At 54.3% G+C, this 14026-nt stretch carries 14 protein-coding genes; 5 read left to right on the top strand and 9 right to left on the bottom strand.

Annotation, left to right across the window (positions count from 1 at the left end):
* Nucleotides 1-25 precede the first annotated feature (25 nt).
* A complete protein-coding gene (gene flgB / locus KORM41_RS05175; RefSeq protein ID WP_082719766.1) occupies nucleotides 26-448 on the bottom strand; it encodes a flagellar basal body rod protein FlgB in 423 nt (140 codons plus the stop codon).
* A 152-nt stretch (nucleotides 449-600) separates the two neighbouring features.
* On the opposite strand from flgB, the gene KORM41_RS05170 reads away from it, so the two are divergent.
* From KORM41_RS05170 to fliP, 3 genes are all read left to right on the top strand, one after another.
* Nucleotides 601-984, top strand: a complete 384-nt coding sequence (locus tag KORM41_RS05170) for an EscU/YscU/HrcU family type III secretion system export apparatus switch protein (protein ID WP_082719793.1) — start codon at nucleotides 601-603, stop codon at nucleotides 982-984.
* Nucleotides 981-1301 (top strand): flagellar biosynthetic protein FliO, encoded by a 321-nt coding sequence (fliO, locus tag KORM41_RS05165; RefSeq protein WP_068145565.1) that lies wholly within the window; start codon nucleotides 981-983, stop codon nucleotides 1299-1301. The genes KORM41_RS05170 and fliO overlap by 4 nt, the downstream gene beginning before the upstream one ends.
* Nucleotides 1302-1368: 67 nt before the next feature.
* Nucleotides 1369-2082, top strand: coding sequence for a flagellar type III secretion system pore protein FliP (gene fliP / locus KORM41_RS05160; protein ID WP_082719792.1), 714 nt, complete (start codon nucleotides 1369-1371; stop codon nucleotides 2080-2082).
* Nucleotides 2083-2092: 10 nt separating this feature from the next.
* Here the strand turns inward: fliP and KORM41_RS05155 are convergent, their stop codons facing one another.
* From KORM41_RS05155 to KORM41_RS05135, 5 genes are all read right to left on the bottom strand, one after another.
* Nucleotides 2093-3160: an SMP-30/gluconolactonase/LRE family protein gene (locus KORM41_RS05155; RefSeq protein WP_068145563.1), complete on the bottom strand. Its 1068-nt coding sequence runs from the start codon at nucleotides 3158-3160 to the stop codon at nucleotides 2093-2095.
* 45 nt (nucleotides 3161-3205) lie between these two features.
* Nucleotides 3206-3616, bottom strand: a complete 411-nt coding sequence (locus KORM41_RS05150; protein WP_068145561.1) for a VOC family protein — start codon at nucleotides 3614-3616, stop codon at nucleotides 3206-3208.
* 38 nt (nucleotides 3617-3654) lie between these two features.
* Nucleotides 3655-4665, bottom strand: coding sequence for a M14 family metallopeptidase (locus KORM41_RS05145; protein WP_068145558.1), 1011 nt, complete (start codon nucleotides 4663-4665; stop codon nucleotides 3655-3657).
* Between the two features lie 2 nt (nucleotides 4666-4667).
* Nucleotides 4668-6086, bottom strand: a complete 1419-nt coding sequence (locus tag KORM41_RS05140) for a glutamate--cysteine ligase (RefSeq protein WP_068145555.1) — start codon at nucleotides 6084-6086, stop codon at nucleotides 4668-4670.
* 117 nt (nucleotides 6087-6203) lie between these two features.
* Nucleotides 6204-7787 (bottom strand): peptide chain release factor 3, encoded by a 1584-nt coding sequence (locus KORM41_RS05135; protein ID WP_068145551.1) that lies wholly within the window; start codon nucleotides 7785-7787, stop codon nucleotides 6204-6206.
* Nucleotides 7788-7961: 174 nt separating this feature from the next.
* Here KORM41_RS05135 and KORM41_RS05130 point away from each other — a divergent pair, with 174 nt between their 5' ends.
* The gene (locus tag KORM41_RS05130) at nucleotides 7962-9041 is read left to right on the top strand and encodes an alpha/beta fold hydrolase (protein WP_082719765.1); all 1080 of its coding nucleotides are present in this window, start codon (nucleotides 7962-7964) and stop codon (nucleotides 9039-9041) included.
* 329 nt (nucleotides 9042-9370) lie between these two features.
* Here the strand turns inward: KORM41_RS05130 and KORM41_RS05125 are convergent, their stop codons facing one another.
* The 3 genes from KORM41_RS05125 to KORM41_RS05115 all read right to left on the bottom strand — a co-directional run bounded on the left by KORM41_RS05125 (nucleotide 9371) and on the right by KORM41_RS05115 (nucleotide 12927).
* Nucleotides 9371-11596, bottom strand: coding sequence for a S9 family peptidase (locus KORM41_RS05125; protein WP_231727153.1), 2226 nt, complete (start codon nucleotides 11594-11596; stop codon nucleotides 9371-9373).
* A gap of 66 nt (nucleotides 11597-11662) precedes the next feature.
* A complete protein-coding gene (locus tag KORM41_RS05120) occupies nucleotides 11663-12196 on the bottom strand; it encodes a DsrE family protein (RefSeq protein ID WP_197420969.1) in 534 nt (177 codons plus the stop codon).
* A gap of 74 nt (nucleotides 12197-12270) precedes the next feature.
* Nucleotides 12271-12927 (bottom strand): TetR/AcrR family transcriptional regulator, encoded by a 657-nt coding sequence (locus KORM41_RS05115; protein WP_068145546.1) that lies wholly within the window; start codon nucleotides 12925-12927, stop codon nucleotides 12271-12273.
* Between the two features lie 185 nt (nucleotides 12928-13112).
* Between KORM41_RS05115 and KORM41_RS05110 the strand changes: the two genes are divergently transcribed.
* Nucleotides 13113-13985, top strand: coding sequence for an alpha/beta fold hydrolase (locus KORM41_RS05110; protein ID WP_231727149.1), 873 nt, complete (start codon nucleotides 13113-13115; stop codon nucleotides 13983-13985).
* The last annotated feature ends 41 nt before the right edge of the window (nucleotides 13986-14026 follow it).

Below are 14026 nucleotides of genomic sequence, written 5' to 3'. Positions count from 1 at the left end.
GGTTCAAGCCGGTCACGACGCTGTTCTAGCGTCCGCCACCTTTGCCTAGGGCGATATTCAACAGCCCGATATTCTTTTTGTAGAGGTTGACCACCATGCCGTACTTCATCTGGTTGTCAGCCAATTTGAGCATTTCTTCTTCGAGAACGACTGAGTTACCCGTTGGGGTTTCCTCCGCGTCCTTGATATCCTGCTTGCGCGCGCTAGAGGCAGAAGCACCACTTGTATCAAGGTGGCGGGCATCCTTCGTACGCATCTGTGTGCTGTGCGTCCGACCGGAAACCAACCCGTCAACGAGACCGGAAAAATTCTGCTCGGTCAGCTCTTTAGCCTTATAGCCAGGCGTATCGGCGTGGCCAATATTTTCACTGATAACAACCTGGTTGTTATTCAGCCATTTCATCCGGCTTCTAAGAGCGGCCATCAGGGGAATATTGGTTAAATCCATGTTTCCAACAGTCTCTTTTTGCGCGCATTACTTATTTCAACATACCATAGCATGCACCGGAACCGGTTAACAAGTTGCAAACACGCGATATTTTTCTTGTACCCCTTAGCCAAGCGCTTGCATTTCCGGCCGATTTATCGCTCAATATCGACATGTCAAACCAGAACCCGACAGATGCACCCAAGCCGGTGCCTGACACAAAAGCCATTGCTGTAAAGAGGGATAGCGAGAACGCTGCTCCCCGAATTACCGCGAAAGGACATGGCTTTAACGCGGAAAAAATTCTGGACATCGCCTTTGCAGAGGGTGTGAAGGTCCGGCAGGACAAGGACCTCACGGAGCTTCTGGATGCCTTTGAGGTTGAAAGCCCAATTCCACTGGAGGCCCTGCATGCCGTCTCACTGATACTGGAGCGGGTATATGCAGAAAACAAGGCAATGGAAGCCGCGCGTGAGCCAGCTTCAGATACAATAGAGACCACCGAGCTGCTGCAACCAATGCCGGCAGAGGACGACGGGGAAATAACCGATCAATGACAAGTGAAGCCATAAGCGCCTTTTCCATCCTCATTATCATGCTGGGCCTGCTAGGGCTGGCCGCATGGGCCGTCAAACGCTTCGGCCTGATCCCGGGACAGCCGCGCATGACAGGCAAGAAACGGGAGATTACCGTCGTCGACAGCCAGATGCTGGATGCTCGCAACCGTTTGGTGGTTGTGAACTGGCGCGGACGCGACTATTTTCTCGGAACCGGCCAGCATGGCATCACTTTGCTTGACGGGCCGGAAGGCACTAACACACCGTCGGGCTTCAAACAGGCGCTAGCAGAGGAAACCAATCGTGAAAGCCATTAAGTTTCACCGCAAGCTGATCATCCGCAGTTTCCTGTTCCTTTTGCCGTTGGGTCTGGCCGCGCTGGCGATGGTGACAACACCTGCAGCAGCACAGTCTCTGAGCCTTGATTTAGGCGAATCCGGCTCACTGAGCGGTCGCGTGGTACAGATGATTCTCTTGCTGTCAGTGCTGAGCCTGGCGCCAAGCATCCTGATCATGATGACCAGCTTCACCCGCATGATCATTGTCTTCTCGCTTCTAAGAAGTGCTATGGGTACGCAGCAAACACCCCCCAATATTGTCTTGATTTCGCTGGCCCTATTCCTGACAGGCTATGTCATGGCCCCTACCCTGACAGCCGCCTGGAACCAGGGAATCCAACCGCTGGTGAACGAAGAAATCGATGAACAGGAAGCCTTCAACCGCGCCTCCGTTCCTCTCAGGAATTTCATGCTGTCCCAGGTGCGGGAAAAAGATTTGGAACTTTTCATGAACCTGTCACCATCCGAGCCGGTTGACACACCAGAGGAAGTCTCACTGACCATTCTTGTACCGGCCTTCATGATTTCGGAGCTTCGCCGCGCGTTTGAGATTGGTTTCCTGCTTTATGTGCCCTTTGTCGTGATCGACATGGTCGTAGCCTCGATCCTTATGTCCATGGGCATGATGATGCTGCCACCGGTGATGATCGCCATGCCTTTCAAGCTGATCTTCTTCGTGCTTGTGGACGGCTGGAATCTTGTGGCCGGATCACTGGTGCAAAGTTTCGGTACTGCCCCGCCGCCCGGGGTCGGGACATAGATGTGGGGGATTAATCCCCCACCCTGATGCGCACAACCTGGGGCGCTTCCAAGCTGCCCAGATACAGCATGTCGCCCACCTGTTCGGCAGACGTAATCATGTAAACATTGCTCCCCATAGGGTCCTGCAGCGTGCGGATTACATTGCCCTGTTCATCAAGCGCAATCACCATCCCCATATGAATGGCCGAAGGCTGCATGAAGGTTGGCAGCTTTGATACCAGGGCCTTGGCCCACGGCTTGGGGTGCAGATTATCCATCATCGGGTTGCGCGGCGACGGGATCGCGAGCCAGAAGGTACCCTTGCGGCTCGCGGAAATGCCATCTGGAAAGCCTGGCAGGTTGTCGATGAAGATATCCGAAGTGCCGGCTTTGTCACCCTTGAGCCAATAGCGGGTCACCCGGTATCGCCCGGTCTCATTGACCAGAACGAAATCCTCATTCTGCGAGAGGGCTATCCCGTTAGCGAAATAGAGGTCACCAAGCAGCTTGGTGGTCTCTCCTGTTGCGGGATCAAACACCAGAAGCCGCCCGTTACCGCGCGCTTCCAGAAGGTCCAGTCGGTAATCGGGCTGGCTATAGGTGTCGCTGGCATCAGAAAAATAGATCTTGCCGTCGCTCGCGATATCCAGGTCATCGGCAAAGGCAAAAGGCACGCCGCCCTCTTCCGTGCTGAGGACAGTCATCTTGCCGTCCTTGTCGAAAGACAGAAGGCCTTTCCAGGCGTCTGCAACAATCAAATTGCCCGCAGCATCGAAATGCAGCCCAAGCGGCCTGCCGCCTTCGATCGTGGCAAACACCTCCTGCGTGCCGTCGTGCAGGATGCGGATAATCTGGCCATCATGCAGCCCACCGTAGATACGCCCTTCACCGTCGACGGCAACGTCTTCGGGCCCGCGACTGATCTGAAGCAGAATGGTCTCCGCGCCAAGTAGCTCGTCATTTGTGGCATAAACGCCTTCAAAACCAGGGCCTTCAGGCGGCGTATAAGCTATGGGATCAATCTTGGCTGGCCACAGAATGAACAATAGCAAAAGGGCCACGACAACAGCCGCGCCACGAATAATAAATTTCCTCACAGAATCCCCCTGTATAAGCCCACCCCCAGGCGGCGCTTCCCAATATTATTCATCCATCATCGGTGGATCGCCCAACTGCTCCCACAGCTCGATCTTGGTGCCCTCCGGGTCCATGATCCAGGCGAACTTGCCGTATTCAAATTCTTCAATTTCACCGATTTGCTCGACGCCCATTTTCTTGAGGCGTTCCAAAAGTTTCTCAATCCCCCGAACCCGAAGGTTGATCATGAATTCCTTGCCTGAGGGGCGAAAATACTCGCTCTCCCGCTTGAAGGGCCCCCATACGAAATAGCCCAGCTTTTCCGGGTCATCATCTTCGCGGAACACAAAAGACGCTCCGGCTCCGTCAAACGGAAAGCCCAGCTTGTCCTGATACCAGGAAACAAGATTCTCTCGGTCACGGCATTTGAAGAAAATTCCGCCCACCCCGGTTATAACACCTTCGGTATCAGACATATTCGCTCCCCTGTTCCGTTCAGGCCAATCGCTCAGGACTATGCGTCCATTGCGATTTCTTCCATAACATAGAACAGGCAATCTTGCCGAACCACATCAACATTTGTGGTCGCCATTGAAGGAATCATCGTATTGCGTGCCTTCAAGAGGCCGCTTGAAACAACAAACAGATCACTTGTGATATCTGCGCCACTTTCATCGACCGCGAAAACTGGCATTTCAAGCCCTTCGCGGAGCTGCGCGACCGCCTCGCCGCTTTTCAGAAGGCCGAAATTGAAGTGGTCGAGATCTGTCCGAAAGCAAATATCACTCCCGCTGGCAGAAAAATCAAAACTGAGCCCAGCCTTAACCTTCACAGTCGCCATGGTTTTCAACAGATGAATGTCATGCGGCGCCACCGGATGGTCCGGGATATGATGTAGGTGAAGGCAGGCATCCAGATACTCAATCGCGTGGGTGAGTGCCGCGTACTGTCCGGCCTGGCCACACTCCAGCGTGACAGAAGGCACATGCTGGGCCATCGCGGCCGATTGCACGCCAAGCGGCCGGGTGAAATACACGACAGTGCGCGAAAACAGCGACGCCAGCTGCAAGTACGCTGTATCCAGCACATTCACACAGCCATAATGGGGATTGCAGCCTGTGTTGTTATGCAGGTCAATGCTGGCAAAAAGCGGTTCTGCCGTGACGCGGGAAACCACATCTTCCATCAAGGATGTTTCAGCACACTTCGGCATGTCAGTACCCGGCCAGGCACGGTTATAGTCCAACTGGCCCGGCAGGACCCGCTCCCCGGTTTTAGCTGCAGCAACATTGCCGATGAAAAGCCACATGGCGCGCGGTAGCAGCCCGCCGCCGTACTTTTTCAAGATAGCCTGCACGGCTTCAAACCCCGTGGGCTCATTGCCGTGCTGCAGTACCGTGACAAAAAGCGGGGGCTTTCGCTGCCCTTCAAGATAAAACAGCGCAGGCCCACCCAGAATAGCTGCAAGGTCACTGACGCTACAGGTCAGCAACTCATCGGGAATTTGGTCATATGTCTGAAGCATACCTAAAGCGGCCACTCATGCACTGGTGTATCCGTTTGCTGCCGCGCCATAAAGGCTTCCAGCATCTCGGCCATGCTGGCACCATGCGCTTTCACATAAGCCCTTTGCCAGGCTGCACCATTCTGGGCTGTTTCCGTACGACTGCGGATGATACCCAGGTACCGTTTGATATCCGCCTCATCTATATTCATTGCTTTCAGGCCCTCTTCCGCCATTGGCAGGAACACTTCCTGAATTAGCTGCCGCATCGGCTTGCCGTCCTCATGATCCCAACGAATGATGGACCCTAGACCATCTTTGGCGGCGGTATAGAAATTATCCCGCGTTGTGAAGAACTGGGCCCGCTTGTGCGGACGGGTTTCAGCGTTCGCCAGATAGGTCACCAGCCCATAATAGAACGCGGAATTCGCGATGGAATCCGAAATTGTGGGTCCCGCGGGGACAACCCTTTGCTCAAGCCGCAGATGCGGGGTGCCGTCCGCGTCCCAACCAACAAGTGGCCTGTTCCAGCGCCAGATGGTTCCGTTCTGAAGCCGGAAGTGATCCAGTTTTTCCGGCTCCCGTCCGGTGACATGCGGCAGCAGGATCGGATAGCGCTGCCGGTTGGCAACAAAGACTTCCGACAGGCTTTCCTCGATAAAGCGAACACCGAAGGTCACACGTTCGGCATAGTCCCAGTCCCCCACGGAGACCGCCTGCTCAAACAGCGGGATACGGCTTTCCGACCACAAATCCCTGCCAAAAAGATAGGGGCTGTTGGCCGACACGGCGACCAGTGGCGCTGAGGCAAGCTTTGAGGCGTTATAATAATCCACGCCCCTGCCCTTCGGCACCTTAAGGTGAATCTGGAAGGATGTTGTTGCAGCCTCAAGCATCACATCCATATGCTCGCTCACCAGATGTTCCCGCCCTTCCACATCAAGCTTGATGGGCTTGCCCTTTCGCATACGAAAGACCTGTTCATTCAATGCCTTATAGCGTTCGGATGCAGACATATTCTCTGTGCATAGGTCGCTGTCCTGCACGGTTGGCAGGATACCGATCATCGCAAGCTTGAGATCCATCCCGTTTGCAGTGTCGCTGGCCTGTGCCCAAAGCCTGGCCAAGTCGGCATGAAGGTTGGACAGGGCCGCTCCTTCGAGCTCTGCCGGGTCGCAGTTGAATTCCACATTGAAACAAGACAGTTCGGGAACCACAAGCGGGCTGCCCACGGCTTTGATAAAGGCCTCATTTTGAGGCACAGGGCGCATGTCGCTGCCAACCAGCCAGGCCTCCAGTTCAAATCCCGCGGTGGTCGGACCGTCAGACAGGGCATCTTCCCGCTCCCAGCTTTCCACCAGATCGGTCTCGATTTTCAGCCTTTTGCCAAACGCCTCATAATCTTCATCTCGAAACTCACTGTGTTCCAGTTCCTGCCCCATACAGCCTCCCTGACAGCATATGTCCATGTGGCAGTATAATGCAGATCAAACAAAAGGCCCACCTTGACCGATGTCAAAGCGGGCCCTGCAATTTTAATCACCTGTCAGCGTGCAGGCTTAGTAAACTTCTTCTTTTGTTTTCAGGAACTTGAGGCTTGGGAAATCGTCCTTCGCCTTATCCAGGTGCCAGTTATTGCGCGCCAGGTACACGGGCGCTCCTGCATGGTCTATTGCCATCGAGGCCCGGTTCTGGTCGGAAAACTTCTTGACCTCCCGCGGGTCGCCCTCAACCCATTCCGCCGTCATCAGGCTGGTGGCTTCAAAGCGGCAAGGCACTTCATATTCTGTTCGAATGCGGTCCGCGAGTACGTCAAATTGCAGCGGCCCCACAACACCGACAACCCAGTCACTGCCAAGAGCAGGCTTGAAGACGCGGGCAGCGCCCTCCTCCGCCAGCTGTTCTAGCGCGCGGCCAAGGTGCTTGGCTTTCATCGGGTCTTCCGGTCGCACCTTCTGCAAAATCTCCGGCGCGAAGGAAGGCACACCAGTGAAACGGATGGTTTCGCCTTCTGTCAGCGTGTCGCCGATCCGCAGGTTGCCGTGGTTCGGCAGGCCGATGATATCGCCCGGATAGGCTTCCTCAGCAACCGCCCGATCCTGGGCCAGGAAAAGCTGCGCGTTATGGATCGCCAGCGTCTTCCCCGAGCGGACATGCTTCATCTTGATGCCCTTTTTAAACCGACCTGACACAATACGCACGAAGGCAATACGGTCGCGGTGCTTGGGGTCCATGTTCGCCTGAATCTTGAAGACAAAGGCCGTCACCTTGTTTTCATCCGGGGCGACCTGGCGTTCTAGCGCTTTACCTGGGCGCGGTCGCGGCGCGAAATCAGCAAGACCCGACAACAGTTCCTGCACACCGAAGTTATTGATTGCTGACCCGAAAAACACTGGCGTCAGTGTGCCTTCAAGATAGTCCTTGAGGTTGAACTGCGGGCACAGCTCGCGAACCATTTCCACGTCTGTGCGCAGCTTTTCAACTGCATAATCCGGCAAAAGCTCGTCAAGCTTTGGGTCATCAAGGCCCTGACACTTGATCCCTTCCGAAAGGCTGTCACCTTTGCCGCGATCAAACAGGATCAGCTGGTCGTGGATAAGGTCATAGCAGCCCTTGAAATCCCGCCCCATACCGATCGGCCAACTGGCTGGCGCCACATCAAGCGCCAGCGTCTGCTCCACTTCATCCAGAAGCTCGAACGGGTCTTTCGTCTCCCGGTCCATCTTGTTGATAAAGGTGGCAATGGGCATGTCACGCAAGCGGCAGACCTCAAAAAGCTTCCGCGTCTGCGTCTCGATACCCTTGGCGGCATCCAGAACCATCACGGCGCTGTCAACGGCAGAAAGCGTCCGATATGTATCTTCCGAAAAGTCTTCGTGGCCTGGTGTATCCAGAAGGTTGAACGTACGGTCCAGATAGTCAAAGGTCATGACAGACGACGCAACGGATATGCCGCGCTCCTGCTCCACCTTCATCCAGTCAGACCGTGCCCGGCGGCGTTCGCCCCTCGCCTTCACTTCACCCGCAGCCTGAATGGCTCCGCCGAACAACAGCAGTTTTTCGGTCAAAGTGGTCTTACCGGCGTCAGGGTGCGAGATGATCGCAAACGTCCGCCGCTTGTCAATTTGCTCTGCCAGGGACATGAAGTCTATCCAACCTTCTTGCGGCGAAATGCCACACTTCCATGCGAGTCGCCGCTAATTTATAAAATTTTAACTAACTGGCGCACATAGAAGCACGCGTCCCGCTCAAATTCGACGGCACACTAGCGACTTCTACAGGGAATGAAAGAGTAAATCCCACCGACATCGCCAAAAATGCTGCAAAAATGCAACAATTTTGCAAAGTGGCTGACATGCACGCGTAACAGGCCTTGCAACCTTAGATCATTCCCTGTATGTCGCGCCCACATGGTTAAGCAGGCACTTATCCATGTATCAGGCAAACAAAAAGTAAATAAATATTCATCAGGCACAAAATTCGTTCAAACTCTATTAGAGGAACAGAAAGTGTCTAAATTACATAGTTTGTCTTTTGACCATCAATATCACCGCCTTTCATTTGAAGGGTTCCCCATTCATTTGAAAGAATATTCCAAAGGACTTACTGAAGTCCCCCTTGTTTTCATCGGCGGTGCCTTTCAAAATATCACTCAGGTTGAAAAACTGAGCAATGCAATTGCCCAAAAATCATGGGTGATTACTGTCGATACACCTGGCAATGGCGATACCGGCATCCTGCCCCACACATACGGCTTCGAATTCATCTGCCGTGCAATCCACAGCGCCCTCAAATCCATTGGTGTAGACCGCATCAACCTGATGGGGTGCAGTTATGGCAGCATCATCGCCATGCGCTACGCCCAGAAATATCTGGGCATCGATAAACTGATCCTGGCGTCCGCCATGGCCGAACTACCGCGTGAGCTTGAATATGATTTCAATCTGTTGCTGTTCCAACTTGAATGGGACCGCATTGAAGATTTCGCTGAAGGGTTCACCAACCTGATGACCAACCCGGATCTGCGCCAGACCAACCGGATTGCCCGCCTTACGGCCGACAAACTCAAATACGCTCTTCTCAATGCTACAACAGGCATCAAGGAGCAGTTCAAGCACAATACGCTGCGTATTCTTCGTGACGGCAGAACCGACCTGAGCCTCATGCCAGACGTCGAAGCCACTATCTTCACCGGTGTGCATGATCATTTCGTGCCGGTTGAAGCCAACATGGCTGTCGCAAATTCATTCAAGAACGGGCGTTTTATCGCCGTTCCGGATGCCGACCACATGATCCATGTAGAGAAGTTCAAGCGCATGATCCAGATCATCCATGAAGCACTTGATTGTGGCGAAGAGCACCGCGAAGAAGGGCTTGAAATGGATAAGGCTGCTTAAGGCGCCCAAGAAACTGCCAGCCTCCACGAACAAAAGAAGGCCGGACGCAGCATCTGCTGTTCCGGCCTTTTAATTTTTACGCCGCCGAGTGGATCACGGATGGGGAGGGGGAAGGAAGAAGTCCAGTCTCCAACAACCGGCAGGCGTTCTTGTGGGCCATAGCTTTTCCGGCGCTGTCTCACGGTTCCGGCATCAGCTTCAGGCCTTTAATGGACTATATAGTCCAGAAAAATAGAATTACAAGACTTATCAGTCCACTTTTGTTGTGCGGCGCCCGTTCACTAATGTTCAAGAACAAAAAAGGCCGGGAAACCCGGCCTTTCCATTGATCAATTGCCCTGAAGCGTTCGCCTGAAAAATTCAAGCGCCTGATTATAGAGGTGCGCCTGCGTGGCTTCGCCCCGAATGCCGTGCTTCTTACCTGGATAAGTCATCAGCTCAAACGGCTTGCCCTTATTCTGAAGCGCCGCCATCAGCTTTACCGAATTATCGAAGAACACATTGTCATCCGCCATGCCATGGATCAGCAAAAGCTTGCCCTTGAAGCCGTCGATATATTTGAAAACACTTGAGTTTTCATAAACATCGCCTGGCGCATCAGGATGGCCCAGGTAGCGCTCTGTATAGGCAGTGTCATACAGGCGCCAGTCGGTCACCGGCGCCACGGACACTCCTGCCTTGAACGTCTCCGGTGCCTGGAACAGCGCCATAAGCGTCATATAGCCGCCATAAGACCAGCCCCAGAAGCCGATATTGTCGCCATCGATATGTTCGAACCCTTTCAGGAAATTAGCCCCTGCCACCTGGTCGGCCACCTCCACCGACCCCATGGCATTCTTGATGTGGCTTTCAAACTTCAGGCCACGATTGGCCATGCCCCGGTTATCCAGCACCAGAACGACGAATCCGTTCCGTGCAAGCATATGGTTGAAGTCCAGCCGCCAGTCGTGACGCACCCTTTGTCCATGTGGCCCACCATATGGCGCCAGTACGGCCGGATATTTGCGCCCCTGCTCCATGTTGGCGGGCTGATACATGCGGTAGTAAAGGTCTGTGCCATCATCAGCCTTGATGGTGCCAAATGATGTTTTTACGCGACTGGCCAGATACGGCTCAAAGGGGTGGCTGGCATCCAGCTTGTTCTCCAGGATTGCGAACCGTGTACTGCCATCCTTCAGGTTGCGAACCATGACCTGCGGCGGCTGATCGGGGCTTGAGAATTTATCGACGAATACATCCTGGCCAACCGTCACCTGGTGCCACCCTGGCTCTTGGCTGATGCGTTTGATCTCGCCGCCATTCAACGGCACGCTATAGAGATGTTGCTCAAGCGGGCTGTCTTTATAGCCGGTGAAATAGACGGTACCCGTTTTATCATCAACATGCTCAATCTCGTTAATAGCCCACTCGCCTGAAGTCAGCGCTGTTACGCCGCGATCCTCCAGATCGTAGGCATAAAGGTGCTTGAAACCGCTACGCTCACTAGCCCAAATCATCAAGGACCCATCAGCCGTAAATTCAAGGCTGTCATGCATATTGATCCAGACGTCAGATTTCTCAGACAGGAAAACATCTACATCCGAACCATCTGCCTCAGCCCAGAGCATATCCAGTTGGGTCTGTGCACGGTTCAGGCGCTGAACAACAACAGAGCTGCTGTCTGGCTCCCAATCAACACGCGCCAGATAGATGTCCTTGTCTTCACCCAGGTCAATCCAGCGCACAGATTGATCTGCCACCGATGCAACACCAAGGCGCACATCCACATTGGTGCTGCCGGCCTCCGGGTAGCGCTGCAGTGTGGTGATCACGCTGCCGTCAGGCTGTACTTCATAGCGGTCCTTGACCGGAACAGCACTTTCATCGAACTGTTCGAACGCAACATAGGCCTCGTTTGGCGACCACCAATAGCCGGTAAAGCGGCCCAGCTCCTCCTGCGCGACGAACTCCGACATGCCATTGGCAACAGTGGCTGTCGCACCTGATGTCAGCTTGATTTCATCCCCGGTCGCCACATTCACCACATAAAGCTCACGGTCGCGTATGAAGGAAACATAGCTGCCTTCCGGGCTGAATTTGATGTCAGTTTCATATTCCGGTGTGGCTGTCAGCTGCTTCACCTCACCGCCAAGGGGCAAAACGAAAACGTCGCCCCCGAGCGGGAACAAAAGCGCCTTACCGTCCGCGCTCCAGTCGTAACTGACAATACCGCTTTTACCGGTTAGCGAGCGGTTGCGCTCCCGCCGCGCCTTTTCTTCCTCGCTCAGCTCTTCTTCCTTGCCGCCAAGAAGAACACTTGAGTCCACCAGAAGCGATGCTTCGCCGGTTTCGACATCATATTCCCACAAGTCCAACTGGGCCTGGTTTTCAGCCTTCCCCCGCAGGAAAGTAATGCGCCGGCCGTCCGGCGACATTTCCAGCCCCTGCACACTTGGGCCGCTGATACTTGGGCTACCCACCAGCCGCTCAATAGTAAGTTCTTCGGCACATACAGTGCCAGTAGCAAAAGCACCAAACGCCAACATTGCGGCGCTTTTGGTTAGGATATTTTTCATTATGTGTCCCCGTTAGTTCCCAGCGTCCAGCAGCCACGTTGAGCCACCTGCCGGAATTTTGTTCTATTAAGGATTGAGCGTATAGCCCTGTTGCTGCAGCTGCGCATGCGCTGTCATCGCCGATAAGGCCATCTTAACGCCCGGCAGCAGGTCTTCTGATGTTATGCCCTGATAGGCGGCAGACTGCCCGCACACATGGAAGGTAACCCCGTGCTCCATCAGCACTTTGATGAGGCCAGCATTCGCGTTTTCGCCGCCATATTTGGCATCATTGGTGACATCGAAAACGGCTTTCCCGTGAATGACCACAGCCAGCTTGATATTCTTCGGGTCCACACCCGCTGCTGCGTGCATGTTCAAAAACCGCGCTGCGCTTTCAAGGCGGCGGCTCACTTTGCCCTCTTCTCCCTTGTCCACAACGTCGAACGCTACCATGAATTTGCTGTCCGCAGGCAGCGTCTCTGCGCCGGGGATAGAAACCACCGGGCCATACTGGGTGATCAGCGGACCTTTGGTGAATTGCGCAGCATCTGCGACTGCCGCCCCAGCCCATAAAACCCCGGCCATCACAGTAGCAGAGCACAAAAAGGCTTTTTTCATCAGAAACTCCCTTAATAAAGCCGCCCCTATCGCGACTAGCAAAGATAGCGCGGCGGCCCAAATCAATTATCTGTTTATTCTTTGGTGCAGATCTTCAAGAAACCGGCCGTAATGAAGGGCACCATCCGTTCATAGGCCGCTACCATATCCCTTGACTGCGCAACGCCGTCCGACAATTTGTCGATCCGGCCAGTATTGGCGAAGGTCAGCGTCAATGCGCCAGAGAGGAAATGATAGGCCCAGTAAAGGTTCTGGGGCTCGGAGTCCGGCAAAGCCTTCTTGAGCGCATCCATGAACCTGCGCGCCATCGGGTCGAAATATTTGGTCATAAGCTGTCCGCCCCATTCCGGCGAGTTGTTCACCTGCGCAATCAGCTCGAAATAATGCCGCCACCCTTCATCCTCTTCATAGCCAAACGCCAGAAGCGGTTTCAGATAGGCATCGATAATCGCCTCAACTGTTGGGCTGTTTTCGCCTGCCTCCTTCTGGCATTTCTCCAGGGCCTCAAGGCGGGTCTGGTTCAACACACCTGCGCGCCTTAGCAGGATCGCATCAAACAGGCCTCGTTTGTTACCAAAATGATAGCTGGCAAGCGCCAAATCCACTTCAGCCTTTTCGGCGACCATCCGCATGGACACCCCGTCGAAGCCGTGCTTGGCAAAGAGTGCCTCGGCGGCATCAAGAATTCTGTCCTTGCGCTTAACCTGCCGGTTTTCTTTGGTTTTAACCAAGGCCTTACCTTCCTCTGGAGCCTTCTTTTGTAGCCCACGCCTTGAGCATTCGTAAATCTCTAATTTTTATGGATTTCATTGCCGGCAGGCTGGACGCTGCAAGTTATCTCTGTATTGTTATCCGGCAATAAGATTTGATTCTATCTGGCTGGTAAAACATGCCCTTGCGGGGCCTGCCAACCTCTATGGCGACAAGAACTATGGCTGAATATACAGACGAATATTTTACCAACCCCGATGGGCTGAAACAGCATTACCGTGACTATAACCGCGCAGGCGAAGACGCTCCGGTGGTTTTGTGCATGCCCGGCTTGACCAGGAATGCCCGCGATTTTGAAGCCATCGCCGAACATCTGAGTGACCGCTGCCGTGTGATCTGCGTCGAACAGCGTGGACGTGGATTCTCCGACTGGGACCCGATGCCCAGCCGCTACCGGCCTGTTACCTATGTAGCCGACATGATGGCGCTCCTGAAACACCTGGGCGTGGGCAAGGTGATCGCAATCGGCACATCGCTGGGCGGCCTGATGACAATCATGATCCAGGCCATGCACCCCGGTACGCTGATGGCCGCCGTTATCAACGATATCGGACCGGATATCGACCCCAAGGGCATTGACCGCATCAAAAGCTATGTCGGCAAGGGCACACCGCCCCAGACTTGGCAAGAAGCGATTGATGCAGTCAAAACCGCCAACGCAGGCGTTTACCCAAACTTCACAGAAGAGGACTGGCGCTGGTATACAGGCAACCTCTATGACGACTTGGACGGCAAACCGGCACTGATGTATGACCCTGCCATCAGCCAGAATTTCGATAGCGACGAAACCCAGGCCGCACCCGACCTGTGGCCCTTTTTCCAGGCCATGTACAGCATTCCGGTAGTTGCGCTCCGGGGTGGCCTTTCGGATATCCTTTCCGCCGAGACGCTTGAGCGCATGGCGGAGAAGCACCCTGACCTCGTGCCCGTGACTGTAGACGGCATCGGCCATGTGCCCCTGATGAACGAGCCGAAATGCATGAAAGCCATCGACGATCTAGTCGCGCGCTTCCTGTAATTTTTTCACCTTTTTATGGACAGTGGATACGGTCTGTGGCA

It is taken from the genome of Kordiimonas lipolytica (genome assembly GCF_001550065.1).
The sequence above is the reverse complement of the archived record's forward strand: the minus strand, read 5'-3'. Positions and strand labels throughout refer to the sequence as shown.

Bases quoted from the DNA above. Each gene is read 5' to 3' on its own strand.
- KORM41_RS05110 (WP_231727149.1), top strand. From the start codon at position 13,113: ATGGCGACAAGAACTATGGCTGAATATACAGACGAATATTTTACCAAC.
- fliO (WP_068145565.1), top strand. From the start codon at position 981: ATGACAAGTGAAGCCATAAGCGCCTTTTCCATCCTCATTATCATGCTG.
- KORM41_RS05130 (WP_082719765.1), top strand. From the start codon at position 7,962: ATGCTGCAAAAATGCAACAATTTTGCAAAGTGGCTGACATGCACGCGT.
- KORM41_RS05125 (WP_231727153.1), bottom strand. From the start codon at position 11,596: ATGAAAAATATCCTAACCAAAAGCGCCGCAATGTTGGCGTTTGGTGCT.
- KORM41_RS05145 (WP_068145558.1), bottom strand. From the start codon at position 4,665: ATGCTTCAGACATATGACCAAATTCCCGATGAGTTGCTGACCTGTAGC.
- KORM41_RS05120 (WP_197420969.1), bottom strand. From the start codon at position 12,196: ATGAAAAAAGCCTTTTTGTGCTCTGCTACTGTGATGGCCGGGGTTTTA.
- KORM41_RS05140 (WP_068145555.1), bottom strand. From the start codon at position 6,086: ATGGGGCAGGAACTGGAACACAGTGAGTTTCGAGATGAAGATTATGAG.
- fliP (WP_082719792.1), top strand. From the start codon at position 1,369: ATGGTGACAACACCTGCAGCAGCACAGTCTCTGAGCCTTGATTTAGGC.
- KORM41_RS05170 (WP_082719793.1), top strand. From the start codon at position 601: ATGTCAAACCAGAACCCGACAGATGCACCCAAGCCGGTGCCTGACACA.
- flgB (WP_082719766.1), bottom strand. From the start codon at position 448: ATGGATTTAACCAATATTCCCCTGATGGCCGCTCTTAGAAGCCGGATG.
- KORM41_RS05135 (WP_068145551.1), bottom strand. From the start codon at position 7,787: ATGTCCCTGGCAGAGCAAATTGACAAGCGGCGGACGTTTGCGATCATC.
- KORM41_RS05150 (WP_068145561.1), bottom strand. From the start codon at position 3,616: ATGTCTGATACCGAAGGTGTTATAACCGGGGTGGGCGGAATTTTCTTC.